The organism is Dyadobacter sp. HNCC25DJ185 (assembly GCF_056895195.1).
The window spans coordinates 1,094,169-1,111,406 of the sequence record NZ_JBXHAR010000001.1; the positions used below are offsets into that span (position 1 = coordinate 1,094,169).

Annotated in this window: 14 protein-coding genes; 4 read left to right on the top strand and 10 right to left on the bottom strand. The window is 46.5% G+C overall.

Annotation, left to right across the window (positions count from 1 at the left end; all coding sequences use genetic code 11):
• Nucleotides 1–46: 46 nt before the first annotated feature.
• From AC1XUF_RS04560 to AC1XUF_RS04570, 3 genes are read right to left on the bottom strand one after another with little or no spacing between them, the layout of a single operon-like run.
• Nucleotides 47–1,069: a Ppx/GppA phosphatase family protein gene (locus AC1XUF_RS04560; RefSeq protein WP_483340478.1), complete on the bottom strand. Its 1,023-nt coding sequence runs from the start codon at nt 1,067–1,069 to the stop codon at nt 47–49.
• A gap of 50 nt (nt 1,070–1,119) precedes the next feature.
• On the bottom strand, nt 1,120–2,133 hold the full coding sequence (locus AC1XUF_RS04565; protein WP_483340479.1) for a hypothetical protein: 1,014 nt from the start codon (nt 2,131–2,133) through the stop codon (nt 1,120–1,122).
• Between the two features lie 18 nt (nt 2,134–2,151).
• Entirely contained in the window at nt 2,152–2,829 is a 678-nt protein-coding gene (locus AC1XUF_RS04570) for a hypothetical protein (protein ID WP_483340480.1), read from the bottom strand.
• A gap of 192 nt (nt 2,830–3,021) precedes the next feature.
• Here AC1XUF_RS04570 and AC1XUF_RS04575 point away from each other — a divergent pair, with 192 nt between their 5' ends.
• The gene (locus tag AC1XUF_RS04575) at nt 3,022–3,942 is read left to right on the top strand and encodes a sugar phosphate isomerase/epimerase family protein (RefSeq protein WP_483340481.1); all 921 of its coding nucleotides are present in this window, start codon (nt 3,022–3,024) and stop codon (nt 3,940–3,942) included.
• Here AC1XUF_RS04575 and AC1XUF_RS04580 read toward each other — a convergent pair.
• Both AC1XUF_RS04580 and AC1XUF_RS04585 read right to left on the bottom strand, forming a co-directional pair.
• Entirely contained in the window at nt 3,939–4,937 is a 999-nt protein-coding gene (locus AC1XUF_RS04580) for an alpha/beta fold hydrolase (protein ID WP_483340482.1), read from the bottom strand. The genes AC1XUF_RS04575 and AC1XUF_RS04580 overlap by 4 nt on opposite strands.
• Before the next feature lie 75 nt (nt 4,938–5,012).
• Complete coding sequence (locus AC1XUF_RS04585; protein WP_483340483.1) at nt 5,013–6,176, bottom strand: MFS transporter; 1,164 nt, start codon at nt 6,174–6,176, stop codon at nt 5,013–5,015.
• 337 nt (nt 6,177–6,513) lie between these two features.
• Here AC1XUF_RS04585 and AC1XUF_RS04590 point away from each other — a divergent pair, with 337 nt between their 5' ends.
• From AC1XUF_RS04590 to AC1XUF_RS04600, 3 genes are all read left to right on the top strand, one after another.
• Nucleotides 6,514–8,022 carry a serine hydrolase domain-containing protein gene (locus AC1XUF_RS04590; RefSeq protein ID WP_483340484.1) on the top strand — a complete coding sequence of 503 codons (1,509 nt, stop codon included), beginning with the start codon at nt 6,514–6,516 and terminating at the stop codon, nt 8,020–8,022.
• A 147-nt stretch (nt 8,023–8,169) separates the two neighbouring features.
• Nucleotides 8,170–8,811 (top strand): hypothetical protein, encoded by a 642-nt coding sequence (locus AC1XUF_RS04595; RefSeq protein WP_483340485.1) that lies wholly within the window; start codon nt 8,170–8,172, stop codon nt 8,809–8,811.
• A 187-nt stretch (nt 8,812–8,998) separates the two neighbouring features.
• Nucleotides 8,999–9,610 (top strand): DUF6134 family protein, encoded by a 612-nt coding sequence (locus AC1XUF_RS04600; RefSeq protein WP_483340486.1) that lies wholly within the window; start codon nt 8,999–9,001, stop codon nt 9,608–9,610.
• Nucleotides 9,611–9,626: 16 nt separating this feature from the next.
• On the opposite strand, the gene AC1XUF_RS04605 is transcribed toward AC1XUF_RS04600, so the two are convergent.
• The 5 genes from AC1XUF_RS04605 to AC1XUF_RS04625 form a co-directional block, all read right to left on the bottom strand.
• Nucleotides 9,627–10,754, bottom strand: coding sequence for an efflux RND transporter periplasmic adaptor subunit (locus AC1XUF_RS04605; protein WP_483340487.1), 1,128 nt, complete (start codon nt 10,752–10,754; stop codon nt 9,627–9,629).
• Between the two features lie 25 nt (nt 10,755–10,779).
• Nucleotides 10,780–14,040: an efflux RND transporter permease subunit gene (locus AC1XUF_RS04610; RefSeq protein ID WP_483340488.1), complete on the bottom strand. Its 3,261-nt coding sequence runs from the start codon at nt 14,038–14,040 to the stop codon at nt 10,780–10,782.
• Nucleotides 14,041–14,104: 64 nt separating this feature from the next.
• Nucleotides 14,105–15,493 (bottom strand): TolC family protein, encoded by a 1,389-nt coding sequence (locus AC1XUF_RS04615; RefSeq protein ID WP_483340489.1) that lies wholly within the window; start codon nt 15,491–15,493, stop codon nt 14,105–14,107.
• Between the two features lie 101 nt (nt 15,494–15,594).
• Nucleotides 15,595–16,506 (bottom strand): helix-turn-helix domain-containing protein, encoded by a 912-nt coding sequence (locus AC1XUF_RS04620; RefSeq protein WP_483340490.1) that lies wholly within the window; start codon nt 16,504–16,506, stop codon nt 15,595–15,597.
• Between the two features lie 248 nt (nt 16,507–16,754).
• The gene (locus tag AC1XUF_RS04625; RefSeq protein ID WP_483340491.1) at nt 16,755–17,168 is read right to left on the bottom strand and encodes a hypothetical protein; all 414 of its coding nucleotides are present in this window, start codon (nt 17,166–17,168) and stop codon (nt 16,755–16,757) included.
• Nucleotides 17,169–17,238: the final 70 nt, after the last annotated feature.

Here is a 17,238-nt window from a genome sequence, read left to right on the forward strand (position 1 = left end):
GGGAAGGGGGACCGTCCCTCTTCCCTTCATGAAACCCAGTAAGATCTTATAACCCCAGGAGAAATCCGATTGTAAAGTTCGCGTCCCAGTCGAATACGAACTGATTGCATTCAGTCGCATCTTTGACGGCTTTATAAATGTTGACGCCGGCCTTGCTTTTCGCGTTGGAAAGCTTGGAATAGGCGAGTGGGGCACTCAAGGTAGTATAGCGTTCCTTTCCTTTGCGTACTTCCTTGGCCATTTCAAAGGGTACGCCACCGATAATGAAGCAGGTCTTTCTCAGACTGGCTGGTACCTGCTTGGCTTTTGCCATCACTTCTTCATATACCTTAGAATCGTCTGTCCCTTCCTGAAAATACTTGGCACCATAAGATTCCAGAGCCGAAACCTTTCCGTCGCCCACCCAGGAAATTTTGGTGTTACCTGAACCAATATCCACTACAAATGCCTTATCCGCGTATTCAGCCGGTAAAACCGATTTCAATGCAAGTTGGCCTTCCTGTTCCGGAGTGACCGTGTTAACCACATATCCGAGGGATTTCAACGCACGGGTGATCTTCTGAGTGACCTCTGCCTTGGCAGCTCCGGAGCTCACCACGAAATGGATGTCCTTACTGCCTACCCCGAAATCAAGCATGCCCCCGATATACTTTTTCAGTCCGATACGGATGTCTTCGTCGGTTGCCATGTTTTCTGTCACGAGGCTATTTCCGAACTCTGATTTTTCAAGATTCCAGCGCTTTTCCTTGTCTACTTTGATGATAAATGAATTAAAACCACTGGCCCCTAACTCAACTACGCCCTTTAATTTGCCATCGACAGGCGCGGGTGGGGTATAGGTAAAGGCGGAAGTTTCTGTACTGGCTGTTTGCGAATCTGTGCTGCCGCTTTCGTTGGTTGAAGGCTCTTCAGTTGCGGCCATTGTGGTATCAGTTTCACTCGTTTGGGTCTGATCCTTAGCCATTTTGTTCAAGGCTTGCTGGCCTCCCAGGTATTTATATCCGACAAATAAAGCGCCTAAAATAATGGCTGTGATGATCAGGCGGCCGGCAACGGTTAGTCTTTTCATGGGGTTATGTTAAATATTGAACAGTGTTAAATCGGTTTACAAAAGAAAAATTAATCTAAAAGTCCTTTATAGCTCGAATCCTTCGGGGTTTCGATCGACCGTGTTGATGTTGGAGGGGCGTCGAGCTGGATGAATTTGAATTGATTGGAATTATAGGCTTCAAGCATGGCCTGTCCCTTGTCGGAAAGCAGGCCGTTTTGCACGTCGACCCCATTTATAAAGTCCAGCGAGAGGTCCATAGCCCTCTTCATTTCACCCAGTTTCTGGCTCATATCGTCCTGGATGTACTCCATGGACTCGTCGAAATAGAATTTCTTATCTGGGTTGCCTTTGAAAATACTGATCGCTGTGCGCAAGGCGTTGGAGCTTTCTTTTACAATCCTGTATTCAGCCTCTTTCAGTTTAACTTTAATCTCGGTCTCTTTAATGATGTAATCAGCGCTCTTATTAACCTTTTCCATGAATTCAAGCACGGTTTTCATGTTGCGTTGCAAAGGAAAAAGCTTTTCGTTCATTTCCTGCAACCCGGCCCCTTCAATCGTCGCCAGGGAAGCCGTTTCCTTCATGCCAGGGCGATCCAGCATGGTGCTTGCCTTGTTTGCTTCCGCGAATTTCTGCTTGATCTGCTCGTTATTTTCGTTGATATTTTTATTGAGCTTAACCAATTGGCCAGCTAACGTATTGATTTGTCCCTGCATTTTCTCCCTTTTTTCTTTCAGATCGTCTATGTAGATCTTCATGATTGCGATCGGGTCCAGCTTGATGATCAGGCCGGTAATATTGCGCATCAGCGTTTTGAAAAGGAAGAAGACTGCGGTACGGACATCCTTGCTGGTAAAAAGAAATATGACCAGCGCCAGTATGCCCATCAAGAAAGCCAGGTACAGTGTATTTTGAGTCACTTCGATCAGGAAAGCGGCTATTTTGTTCCAAAAATAGAGGCCAGCCGCGCCAAGCCCGCCTAAAAAAAGGAGGGAGGTGATACCTTCCGGTTTACTCCAGTACGAACGCTTCGAAACATCCTCCTGGGGGCCGCCAATTTGAGAAAAATCCGGTGTTGCCATTGTTTTCGATGTGTTAGGTTATTTAATGTATTGGTTAATCTTAGTTAAATCGGACTTGATCTGTTCTACGAAGCTCATGTAAGTGATCTCAAAGCTGTCCTTATTGGCATTGATTTTTGCGCTCTGCTCGGTCACTTCACCCGAAATTTGTCCAAGCCGGTTTTTATTGTCGTCTATTTTCTTCTGGATGTCGGCAATTTGCTGCGCAAGTGCAGCATTTGCGTTTTCCAGTTTCTGATGCTCATCCTGCAAGGAGCCAACCCTGTCTTTGATCGCTTTTTCAACGTCTTTTAGAAATGACGTGCGGTCCTTTTCAAGAATGGAAAGATACTGTTCGGCTGAGGTTTTCAAGATCAGGGAATCCGTAACGGCGCCCATTGCCTTAAAACTTGCCCAGGCGGCCTGAAATTGCTTTTCTTCCCCAAGACCCAGGCCTTCCATGTTCTGAAGTGCCTGCTTATATTCAAAATAATCCGGGCCAGGAAGATTTGCCTTTTCCAGCAGGCTCACAAAGTGCTCTACAAATTTCCGGTCGACATTTGTTGTTGCTGCTGCATTGGGGACTGTTTGGGCAGTAGCTTGCTTTGGCTGTTCGGTAGTTGGGGCGCTGACTGGTCCGGGTTTGGCCGGTTCGTCATTTTCCTTGATAAAAAAGCTGAGTATTTTTCTGCCAATACCCGGATCGGAGTCTGCCATGATTGTCTAAAGTATTAAGATTCATTTGGTTTTGTCGAGTCAATATTACTAAAATTAAAAGGATTTCATACCTGGTGATATTTACCAATGGCGACCTGAATTGATGAGGCTGCTTAAAATTTGGATGGAATTGAGGACAATTGTTGAATGCCGGGAGTTTTTTCCGGAAGTTTGCCTCAAAAACCAAATCATATGCTCCATTTAGGTTTTAACAGCGCCATTTTAGCTGATTTCGGATTCGAACATGTTGTCAAGTTTGCGGGAAATCATGGGTTTTCATGCGTAGAAATGATGTGCTGGCCTTCAGAAAATGCGGATACCAGAAGGTATGCAGGGGTTACGCACATCGATGTAAACAGTTTGACAGACACCAAGGTGTCGTCAATCCGCTACGCCTTAAAGGAGGCCAATATTTTTATCTCTGCCTTAGGCTACTATCCCAATCCGTTGGACCCGGACCCAAACCGTTCGGAATACTTCATTGAACATATAAAACAAGTCATCAAAGGGGCTGCTAAACTGGGTATTCCCGTGGTGACTACTTTCATAGGACGTGACCCGGCCAAAAGTATCAAGGACAATCTTTCGCGATTTGCCGATGTCTGGCCTGCAATTGTGAAAGTTGCAGAGGAATGTAATGTCAAGATCGCAATTGAAAACTGCCCGATGTTTTTTACGGACGACGAATGGCCAGGGGGAAAAAACCTGGCTATTAGTCCGGCTGTATGGGACAGGATGTTTGAGATCATTCCCAGCCCGACCCTGGGCCTGAATTATGATCCGTCCCATATGATTTGGCAGATGATGGATGAAACCTATCCAATTTACAATTATAAATCAAGGCTTCATCACATACACTTGAAGGATGCTAAGGTTTACAAAAGTAAACTTAACTGTGTAGGCATTATGGCAAACCCGCTGGAGTACCATTCTCCAAAATTACCCGGATTGGGCGATGTAAACTGGCGCGCCTTTTTCGCTGCACTAACGGATGTTCGTTACAGAGGCCCGGTGGTGATCGAAGTGGAGGATAAGGCCTATGAGGGCAGCATTACAGATGTACAAAGTGCAATACTCACCAGTAGAAATTACCTGAAACAGTTTCTGGGTTAAGGGTTTAAGTACTTAATTAGGGGCGCAATAAACCGTTCAAAATCTTCAATGTGTGGTGCATGGCCCAGGTTGTCTAATTCGACAAGCTGGGCATTTTTGATTCTGGATTGCGTTTGTTTCCCCAGTGACGGGTAATTGCCCAGGGTCTTCCGCACTTCTTCAGTAACCAGGTTCTTTCCTATCGCACTCCTGTCACGTTGTCCGATGATGAGGAGGGTAGGATTGGCTATTTTGTCAAATTCATAGCAAACCGGCTGGGTGTAGATCATATCGTAGGTGAGCGCGGAATTCCAGGCGATACGGGGATATTCTTTGTTTAATGTCCATCCGGCTAATAAGTTTACCCATTTGGTATAACTGTCCCTCCATTTTCCATCATAGTAGCTGCTCAGCTGGTAATTTTTGATGCTGTTGAAATCGCTTTTGAGCTCACTCTGGTACCATTTGTCAATGGATTGAAATGGCACTTTAAGCTTGTAATCTTCCAGACCAAGTGGATTTACGAGGACTAGTTTCTCTACTGCCTCCGGAAACATCAATGTAAATCTCACGGCGATCATTCCACCCATGGAATGGCCCAGAACGACCGTCTTGTGAACGTTAAGTTTATCCAGGATCCTTTTTGTATCGGCCGCCAGTTCGTGGAAGGAGTACTGAAAATGAACCGGTTTGGAGGATTTACCAAAGCCAATCTGATCAGGGACGATTACCCGGTAACCCTTCTCTGTCAATGCTTTGGCAGTTTGTTCCCAATAAGCCCCGTTGAAGTTTTTTCCATGCAGCAGCATGACCGACTTCCCATTCGGCTGGGCAGGTTTGACGTCCATATAAGCCATTTTGATCCTTTCTCCCTGAGATTCGAATTCAATGAACGAAACTGAAAAGGGATAGTCGTAATTTTCGAGATTGATATCCAGGCTGCGTAAAGAGTCTTTCTGTGCATGGACCGGATTTGCAAAAGCCAATACCAGCCATGCGAAAAGGAGATTTCTCATATCAATGGGATTAAAACAAAAAAGGAAAACCAGTTCGGTCTTCCGTTTTACATATCAAATTGTATACCAGTGAGGTTATCTGATCAGGCGCGCTTTGGTTGATAAATAAGCAGTAACCGAAGCCAAAACACCTACGATCGCAAACGACCAGCGAAGATCGGCGAACTGCGCCACGATCCCGATTAACGGAGGTCCGATCAAAAATCCAATAAAGCTGATGGAGGAGACGGCCGCAAGTGCCATTCCCGCCGACATGGTAGTGGATCTTCCGGCAGCACTGTAAACGAGGGGAACGACCGAAGAAACACCGAAGCCGACCAGTAGAAAACCAAATGTGGATGGTATGAGGTAGGGGAAAAGCACGGCGATAGCGAGCCCTGTGCCCATTAAGGTACCGCTGATCTGAAGCATTTTCATCCTTCCCAGGCGGTTAGCCAGAAAATCGCCAGCGAAACGACCACCAGTCATCGTGCCCATAAAAGCAACGTAACCCAGCGTAGTCATCGAAGAAGGTACTTTTACAATTTCCTGGAAATAAACGCCGCTCCAGTCAAACATAGCGCCTTCGCAAACCATAGCACAAAAACCGATAAGGCCCAAGGTAAGCAGGTCACGGTCAGGTTTTACAAACATTGGCTGAGGTTCTCCTTCGTTTTTTTCCCCATCGGGCATGGTGTGCTTGTAGGCAGTGAAAATGATCGCGAATGCGGCAACCGCAATGATAATAAAATGAATCTGAGGGGGGATACTTACGGAGATGAAGAACGAGCCGATCATCGCGCTCACAAAGCCGGCCAGGCTCCAGAGCCCGTGAAAGGACGCCATGATGGATTTACCATAAACCTGCTCTACGGCCACGGCCTGCGTATTGATCGCAATGTTGGTCAGGTTTCCCCAAAGGCCAAATGCGAAAAGTGCGATTACCAATTGCTCAGTCCTTGTTACGAAACCGATGAATGTCAGGGTAGTCGCATATAAGATTGCACCGATCAGGATCATTTTCTTGCTGCCGTAATGGGTAACCATCCAGCCCGAGATGGGCAGGCTCGCCATCAAACCGATGGGCAAGGCGAGCAGAACGGTGCCTAACCCACCTTCCGTCAGGTGGAGCATATTCTTAATATCCGGAATGCGGCTCGCCCAGGCTGCAAAACTCAAACCCTGCACAAAAAAGAATGCTGCTACGGCAAGTCGCAGGTACTTTCGGGAGTCGGACGGGGCGAAAATTGAATAATTCATAGGAGTGAAAATTTATACAAGCTTTGGCAGCTCATCATTTATCTTTCTGACTAATGTAATTTTTTCAATAATTATTTTCTGATCAAAAATTCAGCATTGGCGATTACTATCATACCTAAACTGCTTTGACACTGCAAAATTAACGTTTTATGAAGGTAATAGTTGCAGATACTGCGTACTTTTTAAATAAAGTTAAAAAGTATGTGTTGTACAAAATGAAGAAAATGGATTTTGAATATACTTTGTTGAAGCCTACCGGGTGGAGAATATCAAAAATAGTAGTAAAATGAGACTGGAATTATTTAAATTAAGATGTTCACCTAAACTTACTGGCTTCATGCTGAGACTGATTTTTACATTTTGCTTTACCCTGGCCATCTTGATCTTGCGGGCGCAGCCGTCCCCGGCCGAAAGAACTGAGAAGATCAAAGCCACACTGCCTGTTATACAGAAATTATACAAGGAGTACGCCGAAAGGAACCATTTTCCTGGATTGGCATTCGGGCTGGTGGTGGATGGGAAGCTGTTATTATCAGGCGGCCAGGGCTTTTCGGAAATAGCTGCTTCCACCAAAGCTTCGCCGAAATCGCTTTTTCGCATCGCGTCGATGTCTAAAAGCGTTACCGCGATGGGAATTCTAGCATTGAGAAAAGAGGGGAAACTGAAACTCGACGATCCCGCGTACTTATATATCCCCGAACTGAAAGATATGCCCGGCCTCACAAAAGACGCACCGCCGATTACCATCAGGCATTTGCTGACACACGCAGCGGGCTTTCCCGAAGACAACCCCTGGGGCGACCGTCAGCTGGATACCCATGATGACGACCTGATTAATTTGATCAGGAAGGGGATATCGTTTTCCAATGTTCCCGGAGTCACCTATGAATATGCGAACCTGGGTTTTGCTTTATTGGGCAAAATCATCGGGAATGTATCGGGCAAACCTTACCAGCAATATATCAACGAGAAGATTTTTAAACCGCTGGGGATGAACAATACCATTTGGGAATACACCCTTGCTCCCAAAGCATTGCTTGCCCACGGGTATCGCTATGAGGACGACGTCTGGAAGGAGGAAGAACTGGAACATGACGGTACCTATGGCGCAATGGGCGGATTGATTACATCAATCGACGATTTCAGTAAATATGTGAGCTTTCATCTGTCTGCCTGGCCGCCCAGCTCCACTCCTGAAACGGGCCCTGTACTGAGAAGTGATGTACGTGAAATGCAGATGCCATGGAATTTCAACAGCTTGAATGCCAGTTTTAAATATCCCAGCGGCCGGGTATGCGCCATGACAACAGCTTATGGCTATGGTTTGAGGTGGAGCAAGGACTGTGAAGGGCGGACTGGTGTCGGACATACGGGTGGTTTGCCTGGCTTTGGAAGCCAATGGCAGATTTTGCCAGAGTATGGGATCGGTATTCTTGCCTACGCCAACCGCACTTATGCCGGAATGGCGACCATCAATACAGCCGTATTGGACACAATCATCACACTGGCTGGTCTTAAACCGCTTCCAATCGCCGTTTCTGCGATATTGAAGAAGAGAAAGGAGGAGTTGATCAAGCTGCTTCCCGATTGGAAAAATGCGGAGCAGAGCGGCATTTTTGCCGAGAATTTCTTTCCTGACCGGTCCGTTTCTCATCGGAAAAAAGAGCTGGATATTCTTTTAGCTAAAACCGGAAGCATTACCGGATCAACCGACATGATCCCTGAAAATCAGCTGCGCGGGACTTTTTTGCTGAAGGGTAGTAATGGCGATATCAAAGTGTATTTCACGCTCTCTCCTGAAAACCCCGCATTAATTCAGCAGCTTGATTTTTCTATGGCCAAATAACATTTTAGCAACTCGTTATGGTGATAACGCCACGGATGCACTAATTGGCACGAATGCTGTTCAAGTGTCATTCGCGGCATTTAATTCCAGGAACGGGATAGGGGGAAGCTTTCGCTGGATTGTCTGAGAGGAAAAAATTCAGAAATCATGAAAAAGATCGTTCTATCATCCATTTTGCTTTTTTGCACGGTATTTTCTGAGGAGAGCTTTGCTCAACAAAACGAGACCATCTTTAAAAGTACAGGTATCCATAAATCGGGCGGATATGCTGCTTTGTCGAACAAATTCACCAAGATCAACGGACATTATGCCAATATGCCCGAGCTATATGGCGGCTGGTTTATCAATCAGCGATTTTTGCTCGGAGTGGAAGCTGCCGCTACCACCAACTACATTCCTGTCCCTTTAGCAAATCAACATTTCCCCGGGGACAAAGTCAGTTACCAGTACGGACAAGTGGGATTAATGACCGAATATGTGGTAGCGTCCACAAAGGCAGTTCATTTTAATGTAAACCTGATGACGGGTACCGGCTTTAGCCTGCAATACGACAGAGGTGATATCAACAACTGGGATTCTGATTGGGGTGACCGTTATGACGGCAACGATGCTAAATTCTTTTTTGTAATGGAACCGGGAATGCAAGTGGAGTTCAATCTTTTGAAATGGATGCGTTTCAGTCCTGGAGTTTCCTATCGAAAGGCATTCAGTGCGAAGGGAAATGGCCTGACGGACGGTGATCTAAGTAACATCTCATATAATCTTACTTTAAAGTTCGGTATATTCTGAAACTGTCGGGATTGGTTGACAGTTTGAGGTTGACACTGTTTCAATCAATCCCCATTTTTTTATTGATTTTTTATAACTAGTTGTCAATCAGGCAAAATCGACTCTGGTTTTTGACGCAGGGCAATAGGAACGAAAGTTATACTGTTATATATAGATTGCACACTATTCCGGCAATGACTTTATGAAGATGAGAATTTCAGGTTTCGCGCTTATTGGTATGATGTTGGTCTGCTGTTCAATGGCGCAGGGCCAGCATGTTTACGATGTGATCGTCGCGGGGCGCACGATCGGTTCACTGAAGGTATTTGACGACAAGGGGGCTGCCGACACCGAAACCCATCGGATCGAGTCGGACTTTAAGGTCATGTTTTATAAAGGGACCTATTCCACACAGACCAATTACGTACAAGGCAAGCTCGTTTCTGCTATGTGCTCACACCACGTTAACGGCGATCTGAAAGAGAAGACGCTTACAAAGAGTAGCAACAAATCGCTTTATGAAGTGTTTTTCTCGGGCGAAGATGCTGAGGACAAGCCCAAGCTGGAATTGAATGCACCCATCAACAGTACCATAACAGGGCTTTATTACAAAGAGCCTATCAATATCAACGAAGTTTATTCCGAACGTTATGGCAAAATGTGCAGCGTTAAAAAGCTCTCTGAAGGCAAGTATGGCGTGTCTTTGCCGGACGGAAAGCAAGGTATATATTCTTACAAAGACGGACGTTGCCAGGAGGTTAAAACGGACCTTGCAGGTTTTAAGCTACGCATCGTTTTAACGGGCAGCAAAAGGCTTTAAAGAATTTGTTGCCTGCTTATTGCGTGACGGTCTTCTGGTTTTTAATTTCAGAATCGTCCCTGATTTCCTCATTGGCGGCTTTCACAATGACATCGCCTTCCTTGATATCCCCAAAAATTTCCACCTGATCAGTCGTTTTAGCGCCAGTTTTGACTGGGACCCAGGCTGCTTTTTTGTTTGTAACTTTTATGACATAGGTACCCTGGGTAGAATTCAATAAAGCTGATCTGGGGACAGCGAATGAGTTGACATCGCCTGTAAGCGGAATGGAAACTTCCGTTATCATACCCGGTAAAAGTTTTCTATCATTGTTAACCACATCCATTTCCGTTCTTTGCGATCTTAGTCGGGTGTCCAGCGCACCGGCCAGACGGGTCACTTTTGCAGGGAAGTTCTGGTCGGGAAAGGATTTTACCTTAAAGGTTACCGCGCTGTTATTTTTCAGATAACTTGTATATGCCTCAGGAACGCTCACTACCAATCTCAGCTTGCGTTGCTCGACCAATGTGAAAAGAGGGAATTCAGATCCTTTGCCAGATGGGCCTACATACGCGCCAGCGCTGACATTACGTGCGGTGATCACGCCGCTGAAAGGGGCGCGAATCTCCAGGTAATTTCGGGTATCGGTGATTTCGCGGCTTGCCGACCTTGCTGCTTCCAACTGCGCCAGATCTGATTGCTGTTTGGCCAGGGCCACATCCAGATCGTTCTGGGAAACGGTTCCAGGTGTCTTACTTGTTTCCAGCAGACGATCGTAGTTCGCCTTGCTGGCCTGGTATAATGCTTCCTGAGACTTCAGGCGCGACTGGCTTCCTGTAAGCTGGGCGGTAATTTCCGGGGCTTCCATCGAGGCAAGAAGCTGCCCCTGGGTAACCTCGGTACCAACGTCGGCGTGCAGTTTTTTTACAAAACTGCTCACTTTTGCGTACAGGTCGACCTGCTGGAAAGGAACAAGTTCTCCCGGGATTTGCAAACTGGAAGACAATTGCTTTTTCTCGAGCGTAAATGTTTCAATTACAGGAGCCTCGACGGCCGCGTTTTTCTTTTTTTCCTCTTCCTCAGCTTTGGACGATCCGCATCCTTGCAATAAGGCAACCGATGCCATGAAAAGCATTGCTGCCGTGATGTGACTGATATTTTTCATTTTCTGATGTGTTCAGTGCTTAAAATCATTTCGTGATCGGAACATAGAATTTACTGTCTTCGTCCTCGGGATCGAGGGATACGCTTTGTGTGCTTGCCTTGCCTTGCCCCCAGGCAAAAACCAGCGGCAGGATAAACAGCGCGGCGAAGGTGGAGGCGATCAGCCCGCCGATTACTGCACGTCCAAGAGGAGACGACTGGTCACCTGCCTCGCCCAGTCCGCTTGCCATAGGTACCATGCCCACCACCATCGCGACCGCCGTCATTACGATCGGGCGAAGTCTTAAACCGGCCGACTCTTGCGCCGCCTCAATGGCATTGCCGCTGTGCTTTCGAAGTTGTTCTGCATTGGTAATCAGCAGAACCGCATTGGAAATGGATACCCCGACCGACATGATAATTCCCATGTAGGACTGAAGGTTCAAAGTAGAGCCGGTTAATATAAGCAAGCTAAGCGACCCCAGCACAACTGCCGGCACAGTTGCCAGTACGATTGCTGAAACTTTAAATGACTGGAAGTTGGCAGCAAGCATCAGGAATATCACCACGATCGCTACAATCAAACCATTCTGCAAGCTATCGAGCGTGTCCGTCAGCGTCTGGCTCATTCCAATCAGTTCAACGGTCAGCCCGCGTGGAAGTTCGCCCAGGGAGGCCAATGCTTTCTGCACATCCTCTTTGGCAAGCCCCAAATCGGTGTTATTTAAATTGGCCGTCACGGATAACACTGGCATAGAACCGAGGTTATCATTCTCGCCATACGTGGTATCCGGTGTTATGGCGGCAATGTCGCCCAATACAGGCCGGTTGGAATTGCGCAGCAAAGGAATTTCGCCTATGTCATTTACACTGTTCATTTTGCTTTCCGGGATCTGGACCTGCACGTTGTAACTTAAACCGGCTTTTTCATCTACCCAGATATTCTTATCGGTGTATCGGGATGAGGAAGTAGAAGCGATAAGCGATCTGGAAACATCATTCATGTCTACACCCAGTTGCGCTGCCCTGATACGGTCCACCTCAATGCGGATCGCCGGGTATTTATTGGACTGGCCCAGCTGAATATCCCTGAGGTAACTGATATTCCTTAAACTTTTCATTACTTTCTGAGCATACTCCTCGTTTAACTTTTTATTGCGTCCGGACATCCTCACTTCGATGGGTGTGGACGAACCCTGACTTAATATTTTATCTGTCAATTCAATTGGCTCAAATGAAAGGGCAACATCCGGTTGCGTTTGTTTCACACGGTGCCTGATTTTTTCTTTCAGGTCATCCAGGTTTGTATGAAAGCCTTCACGTAAACCGACCTGCAAAACAGCTTCCTGAGGTCCCGCCATCCACAAATAAATAGGGCTGGTTGAGAATAAAGACGGGTGCTGACCTACATAGGCGGACGTAATGGCTACATTTTCTGCACCAACAATGTCTTTGATCGCCTGGATCGTCTTCAATGTTTTTTCCTCCGTTCTTTCAATACGCGTACCTTCCGGGGCACGCAACCGCACCTGGAATTGGCTGCCATTTACTTTCGGTAAAACATCCTTTCCTATCATATTGAGCATTAATGCAGCCAAAGCAGTGGTGATAACCAGGTAGGCAATGACGATCGGTTTCCGGAACGGGATCATACGTTCGATGAAGCGCAGAAAACGTGCCCTTATGCGATCGAAACGGCTGATCTTGCCCTCTGCATTGAGATGGGTGTGATGGAGCAATGCTTCTTTTTGCTCCTCTTTGTTTCTGCTCAATCCCGATGCGGCAAACTCTTCAGCATCCGTCATTTCCGTGCCGTCGCTTTTCTTGTGGTGCTTTCCTTTCATAATCCAGTTGGCCATAACCGGAACAAATGTCTGGGCCAGGAAGTAGGAGATGATCATACTGAAACCTATTGCCAATGCCAGCGGAAGGAAAAGTGATCCCGGAATGCCACCCATGGTGAATGCGGGCGCAAATACTGCAAGGATGCAAAAGAGGATGAGTAATTTGGGAAATGCGATCTCCTGACATGCATCCCAGATCGCCAGTGCCTTGGGTTTGCCCATATCCAGATGCTGGTGAATGTTTTCTATAGTCACCGTACTCTCGTCCACCAGGATACCAATAGCGAGGGCCAACCCACTCAATGTCATGATGTTGATCGTTTGGCCAAACAAATTCAGAAATAACACACCTGAAATGATCGAGGTAGGAATTGTAAGGATCACGATCAACGCGCCGCGAGGGTCTCCGAGGAACAGCAACACCATCAAACCCGTCAGGATTGCACCAATGGCACCTTCCGTAAGCAAGCTCATCACCGAGTTCATCACATAAGTCGACTGGTCAAACTCGTAGCTGATCTTTACATCTTCGGGCAATGTACTCTGAATGCGTGGCAAAGCGCTTTTTAGTTTCTGGACTACTTCCCAGGTAGAGGCGTCCGCACTTTTTGCAATACTCAAATAAACCGACCGTTTTCCATTCACAAGACCATAACCTACTGTAACATCGGCTGCATCCTCGATTGTGGCCACGTCGCGGAGATACAAGTTCTGTACACCGCCTTTGAATAATGGGATGTTCTCAAAATCGACAATGTTGCGGACAGTCGTATTGGTTGGCGTAATGTAGTTTTTATCGCCGATGCGTACATTGCCCGACGGGGCTGTCTGGTTGTTTACCCGCAAGGCTTCGACAATCTGATCTGGTGAAATGTTGTGTGACCTCATCAGTTCCGGATCGGCTTTCACGACAATTGTACGTATATTTCCTCCAAATGGCGGTGCGGAGACGAGACCGGGAACAGAGGTAAAAGTGGATCTTACATACACATTGGCCAAATCTAGCAGCTCGTTGTTTGAACGTTTTTCACTGCTGATCACCAGCTGGCCAACAGGTAAAGTGGACGCGTCAAACCGGATAATAAATGGCGGATTGGAACCTGGCGGAAATATGGCCTGGGCGCGATTGGTGAAAGAGCTTAGTTCTGCCGAAGCCTGCGCCATATTAGTCCCCGGATAGAAATTGACCTTCATCAATGTCAGCCCCTGGATATTTTTTGTTTCAATGCTTTTGATCCCGTTTGCATAAAGCAGGATGTTGATGTATTGCTTGGCAAAAAAGGTCTCCATCTGAGTCGGCGTATAGCCACCGAATGGATGCGCGATGTACATCACCGGAAGGTCCAGTTTTGGAAAAATGTCGACCTTGATGGTCCGCACTGCATTGATACCAAAAAAGAACAAACCGGCCACCAGCACCATGATGGTGATCGGTTTCCGTAATGCAAAACGTATTAAATCCATGATACTGTTATTTGTAGGATCGACTTGTGGTTGTCAATGGTGGCCATTCCTGACCCATCTTCCTTTATTGGTTCAGAAATATGTTAAAATCACCGGCGGCTGCGGCTTTCAGCAGCAATGCCTGCCACAAGTTGCTCAATGCGATATCCTTGTTGGTTTCTGCACGGTTAAGAATATAAAGTGCCTGGGTGAGGTCGACAATGTTGCTCAGGCCATTTTTATACAAAACACTTTTCTGCAGATACGCGTCGGAGGCCGACTTGACTTGCACCGGGGCTTCTTGAAAATTGGCGACCGCGTTTTTGATTTTGTTTTCAGAGAGGATCAGCTGGTTTTTAATTTGCTGATCCACCAGATTGTATTCTTCCTTCAAGGCATTCGATACAAAGTTCTGGGCGGTCACTTGCTGTCGCGTACGCAGGATGCTTGTCATGTTCCAGGTAGCCCCAATACCCAATAAATAATTTGCCCTCACAGGTTTGATGCCCTCGAAATAATTCTGGGTGTAAGCGTGCTGATCTGTTGCATACGTTGACGAGAAACCTGCCCCGCGTCCCTGGAAAACGCCAAATAACGAGAAGGTGGGCATTCCGAGCGTGTGGAAGTACTTAGCTTGCTGGTCGCTTACCGCAATCCGGCTGGCATAGAATTTCAGCAAAGGATGGTTTTCACTTTTATATGTTGAGTCTGACAGCGACTGCGGCATTTTCGTAATAAACAGGGTGTCAAGCTGGAACTGTTGGCTGGTAATACCCATCAACCTGGCCAGGTTATTCGCCTGCTCCTGTTCAAAATCGCGTGCCTGTGTAATACTGATTTTAGCGTTGGAAACTTCCGCATTAGCAAGTGAAGAATCGACCCCTGGGATCAGGCCGTTTTTGGCACGTGTCACCACCACATTCTTCAGTGCAGAAGCCCTCTCCAGATTGTTTTCCCATGATTTGGTCAGCCTTTGCGCTGCAAGCAGGTTGAGATATGCCGCAGCTACGCGAATGCTGTGCTGGAACTGCTCCTGTGCCAGGTCGCTTTCGTCGCGGTTTACCATGGACTGCGAAACATTGATCTTTTCCCTGGCTCGCCCGAAAGCGAAGAAATCCCAATTGACATTGGTTAGGTAAAGGGCGCCAAATGCTGAATTCCAGTTTTGCTGAGGCAGGGGCAGTCCAGAGGATGCGACCGACAAGCCCAGACCATACAGTGGCCCGTTTTGTCCGTTAACCGTTCCGTAATCTTGCTGGGCAGATAAATTCAGGTTGGGAAGGTACTCTTTCCTGCTTTGTAAAACTGTTGCTTTGGAGGCACTCAGGTAATTGTTTTTTGCCTTAATAGAGGCATAATTGGATAGCCCGGTTTCAACAGCGCTATTTAAGGTAAGGACCTGCGCGGGAAGTTTTTTACTTGTAGCAAAAAGCGTAAGGATCAATAACCAGGGGGAAATGTGGCTTTTAGGCATAGCGAACGGCAAGTTCTGTCAAATGACGGTGCAAATGTAATTGTGTAACCGCTGGTAATCTTTATTACTTTCAAACAATATCTTATAGAATTCAAACATTGCTACCTTGCATGTATCCGATAGGACTTCGGAGTAATACCTATTTGTTTTTTAAAAAGGTTATTAAAATAGGCCGGATACTCGAATCCCAGGCAAAATGCAATTTCGGCAACACTCCAGTTGGAATGCCGAAGCATCACTTTTGACTGAGACACGATCCGGTCTATAATGTGCTCGGTAGTCGTTTTTCCAGTGGTTTCTTTAAGTGCGCGGTTCAGGTGGTTTACATGTACCCCCAGTTTGGTTGCAAAGTCTTTCGCTGTTTTCAGTTTGAGCTTGTGCTCAGGCGATTCGATAGGGAACTGCCTTTCCAGCAACTCATGGAACATAGAGGAAAGCCTTGCCGATCCGTTCACATGCAGGTCGCTGAGCTCGTAAGACTGCATTTTCATGGCCTCGTGTGCAAGTACGTTCACATAATTACGCATCAGGTCGTATTTATGTATGTAGCCGGATTCGATATCAGCCTGCATTTTAGTGAAAATCCCAAGCAGGTATTGTTCCTGAACTTCATCAATAAAATAAACCGGGATGCTGTCGGTGCGCAATATCGGACAATCGTTTAATAGGGCAGAGCGGCTCATGGTGCTCAGGAACTGATCAGTGAACAAACAAAAATACCCCGATTGATCGGGAGATATCGCTTGCCAGGAATAGGGGACATTCCGGTTAAAAAATACCAGGGCATTCCTATTGATGTCGATCTGTTGATCGCCAAAGGTAATCTGACCCTTACCGATGATCAGGGAGATTTTGTAAAAGTCCCGTCTGGCGTAAGAAGTATATTTATTACAGAAGACCCGGGAAAATACATTGAAGTGTCCTTCGTCAGTGCCCGATTTGTCCGGTCCTTTCGCACCCTTCGCAGCCGGATGGGTCTGATAGAAATGCTCGACGGTCTCGTTCAGTATCATACGTCGAAATTATGAAATTCAAATATTCGTCGCAAATCAACATTGTTAAATAAAATCGTTAAATGGAATAACTTGCTATCGTCATACTTTTTCGCGCCTTAATAACTTTTAATTCTGGAGCCCGGCTTGATTTACCAACAATTGGATGCCGCAGGTGGCAGTAGTGATTTATATTTCTGGAATAGTGGATACAAAAAAAGCCAGCACATACACAAGATGGCTGGCTTTTTTGTACCGAGGCGAGTCGATCAGTCGATAGTCGGATAGGATGGCTTCGCATGACTATCAGCAAGCCGTGAGGTATCCTTTTCGATGTAGATCGTCGGTGTTTTATAGTTCCTTGGAGAAAGCAACGGATTGATATCGATTCCCTCAACCTTGTATTCCCTGAAAACAACCAGAGTGGCGGGCCGGGGCGCATATTTTGGCGTGCTGCTGACAGATCTGTTCCTTTGGTCCTTACCCAGGCGTTCTACCGTGTTGTAGCTTTCCACGCGTACGGTTTTCATTTCCCTGCCATTTGCTTTCGCCTTGGCAGCTTTGTTGGGGTGCTTGTAGTTGTGCACTGAGATGCCGGGATCGACGATTGACTGGGCTTTTGCCCCGAAAGAGAATATAGCAGATAGAATCAAAGAAGCGGTCAGAATTTGGTTCTTTTTCATGTTGGCTATCGTTAAATGAGTGGAATGATAGTTCCCAAAAAGCGGGATGCATGAAATTAGCAACCTTTAA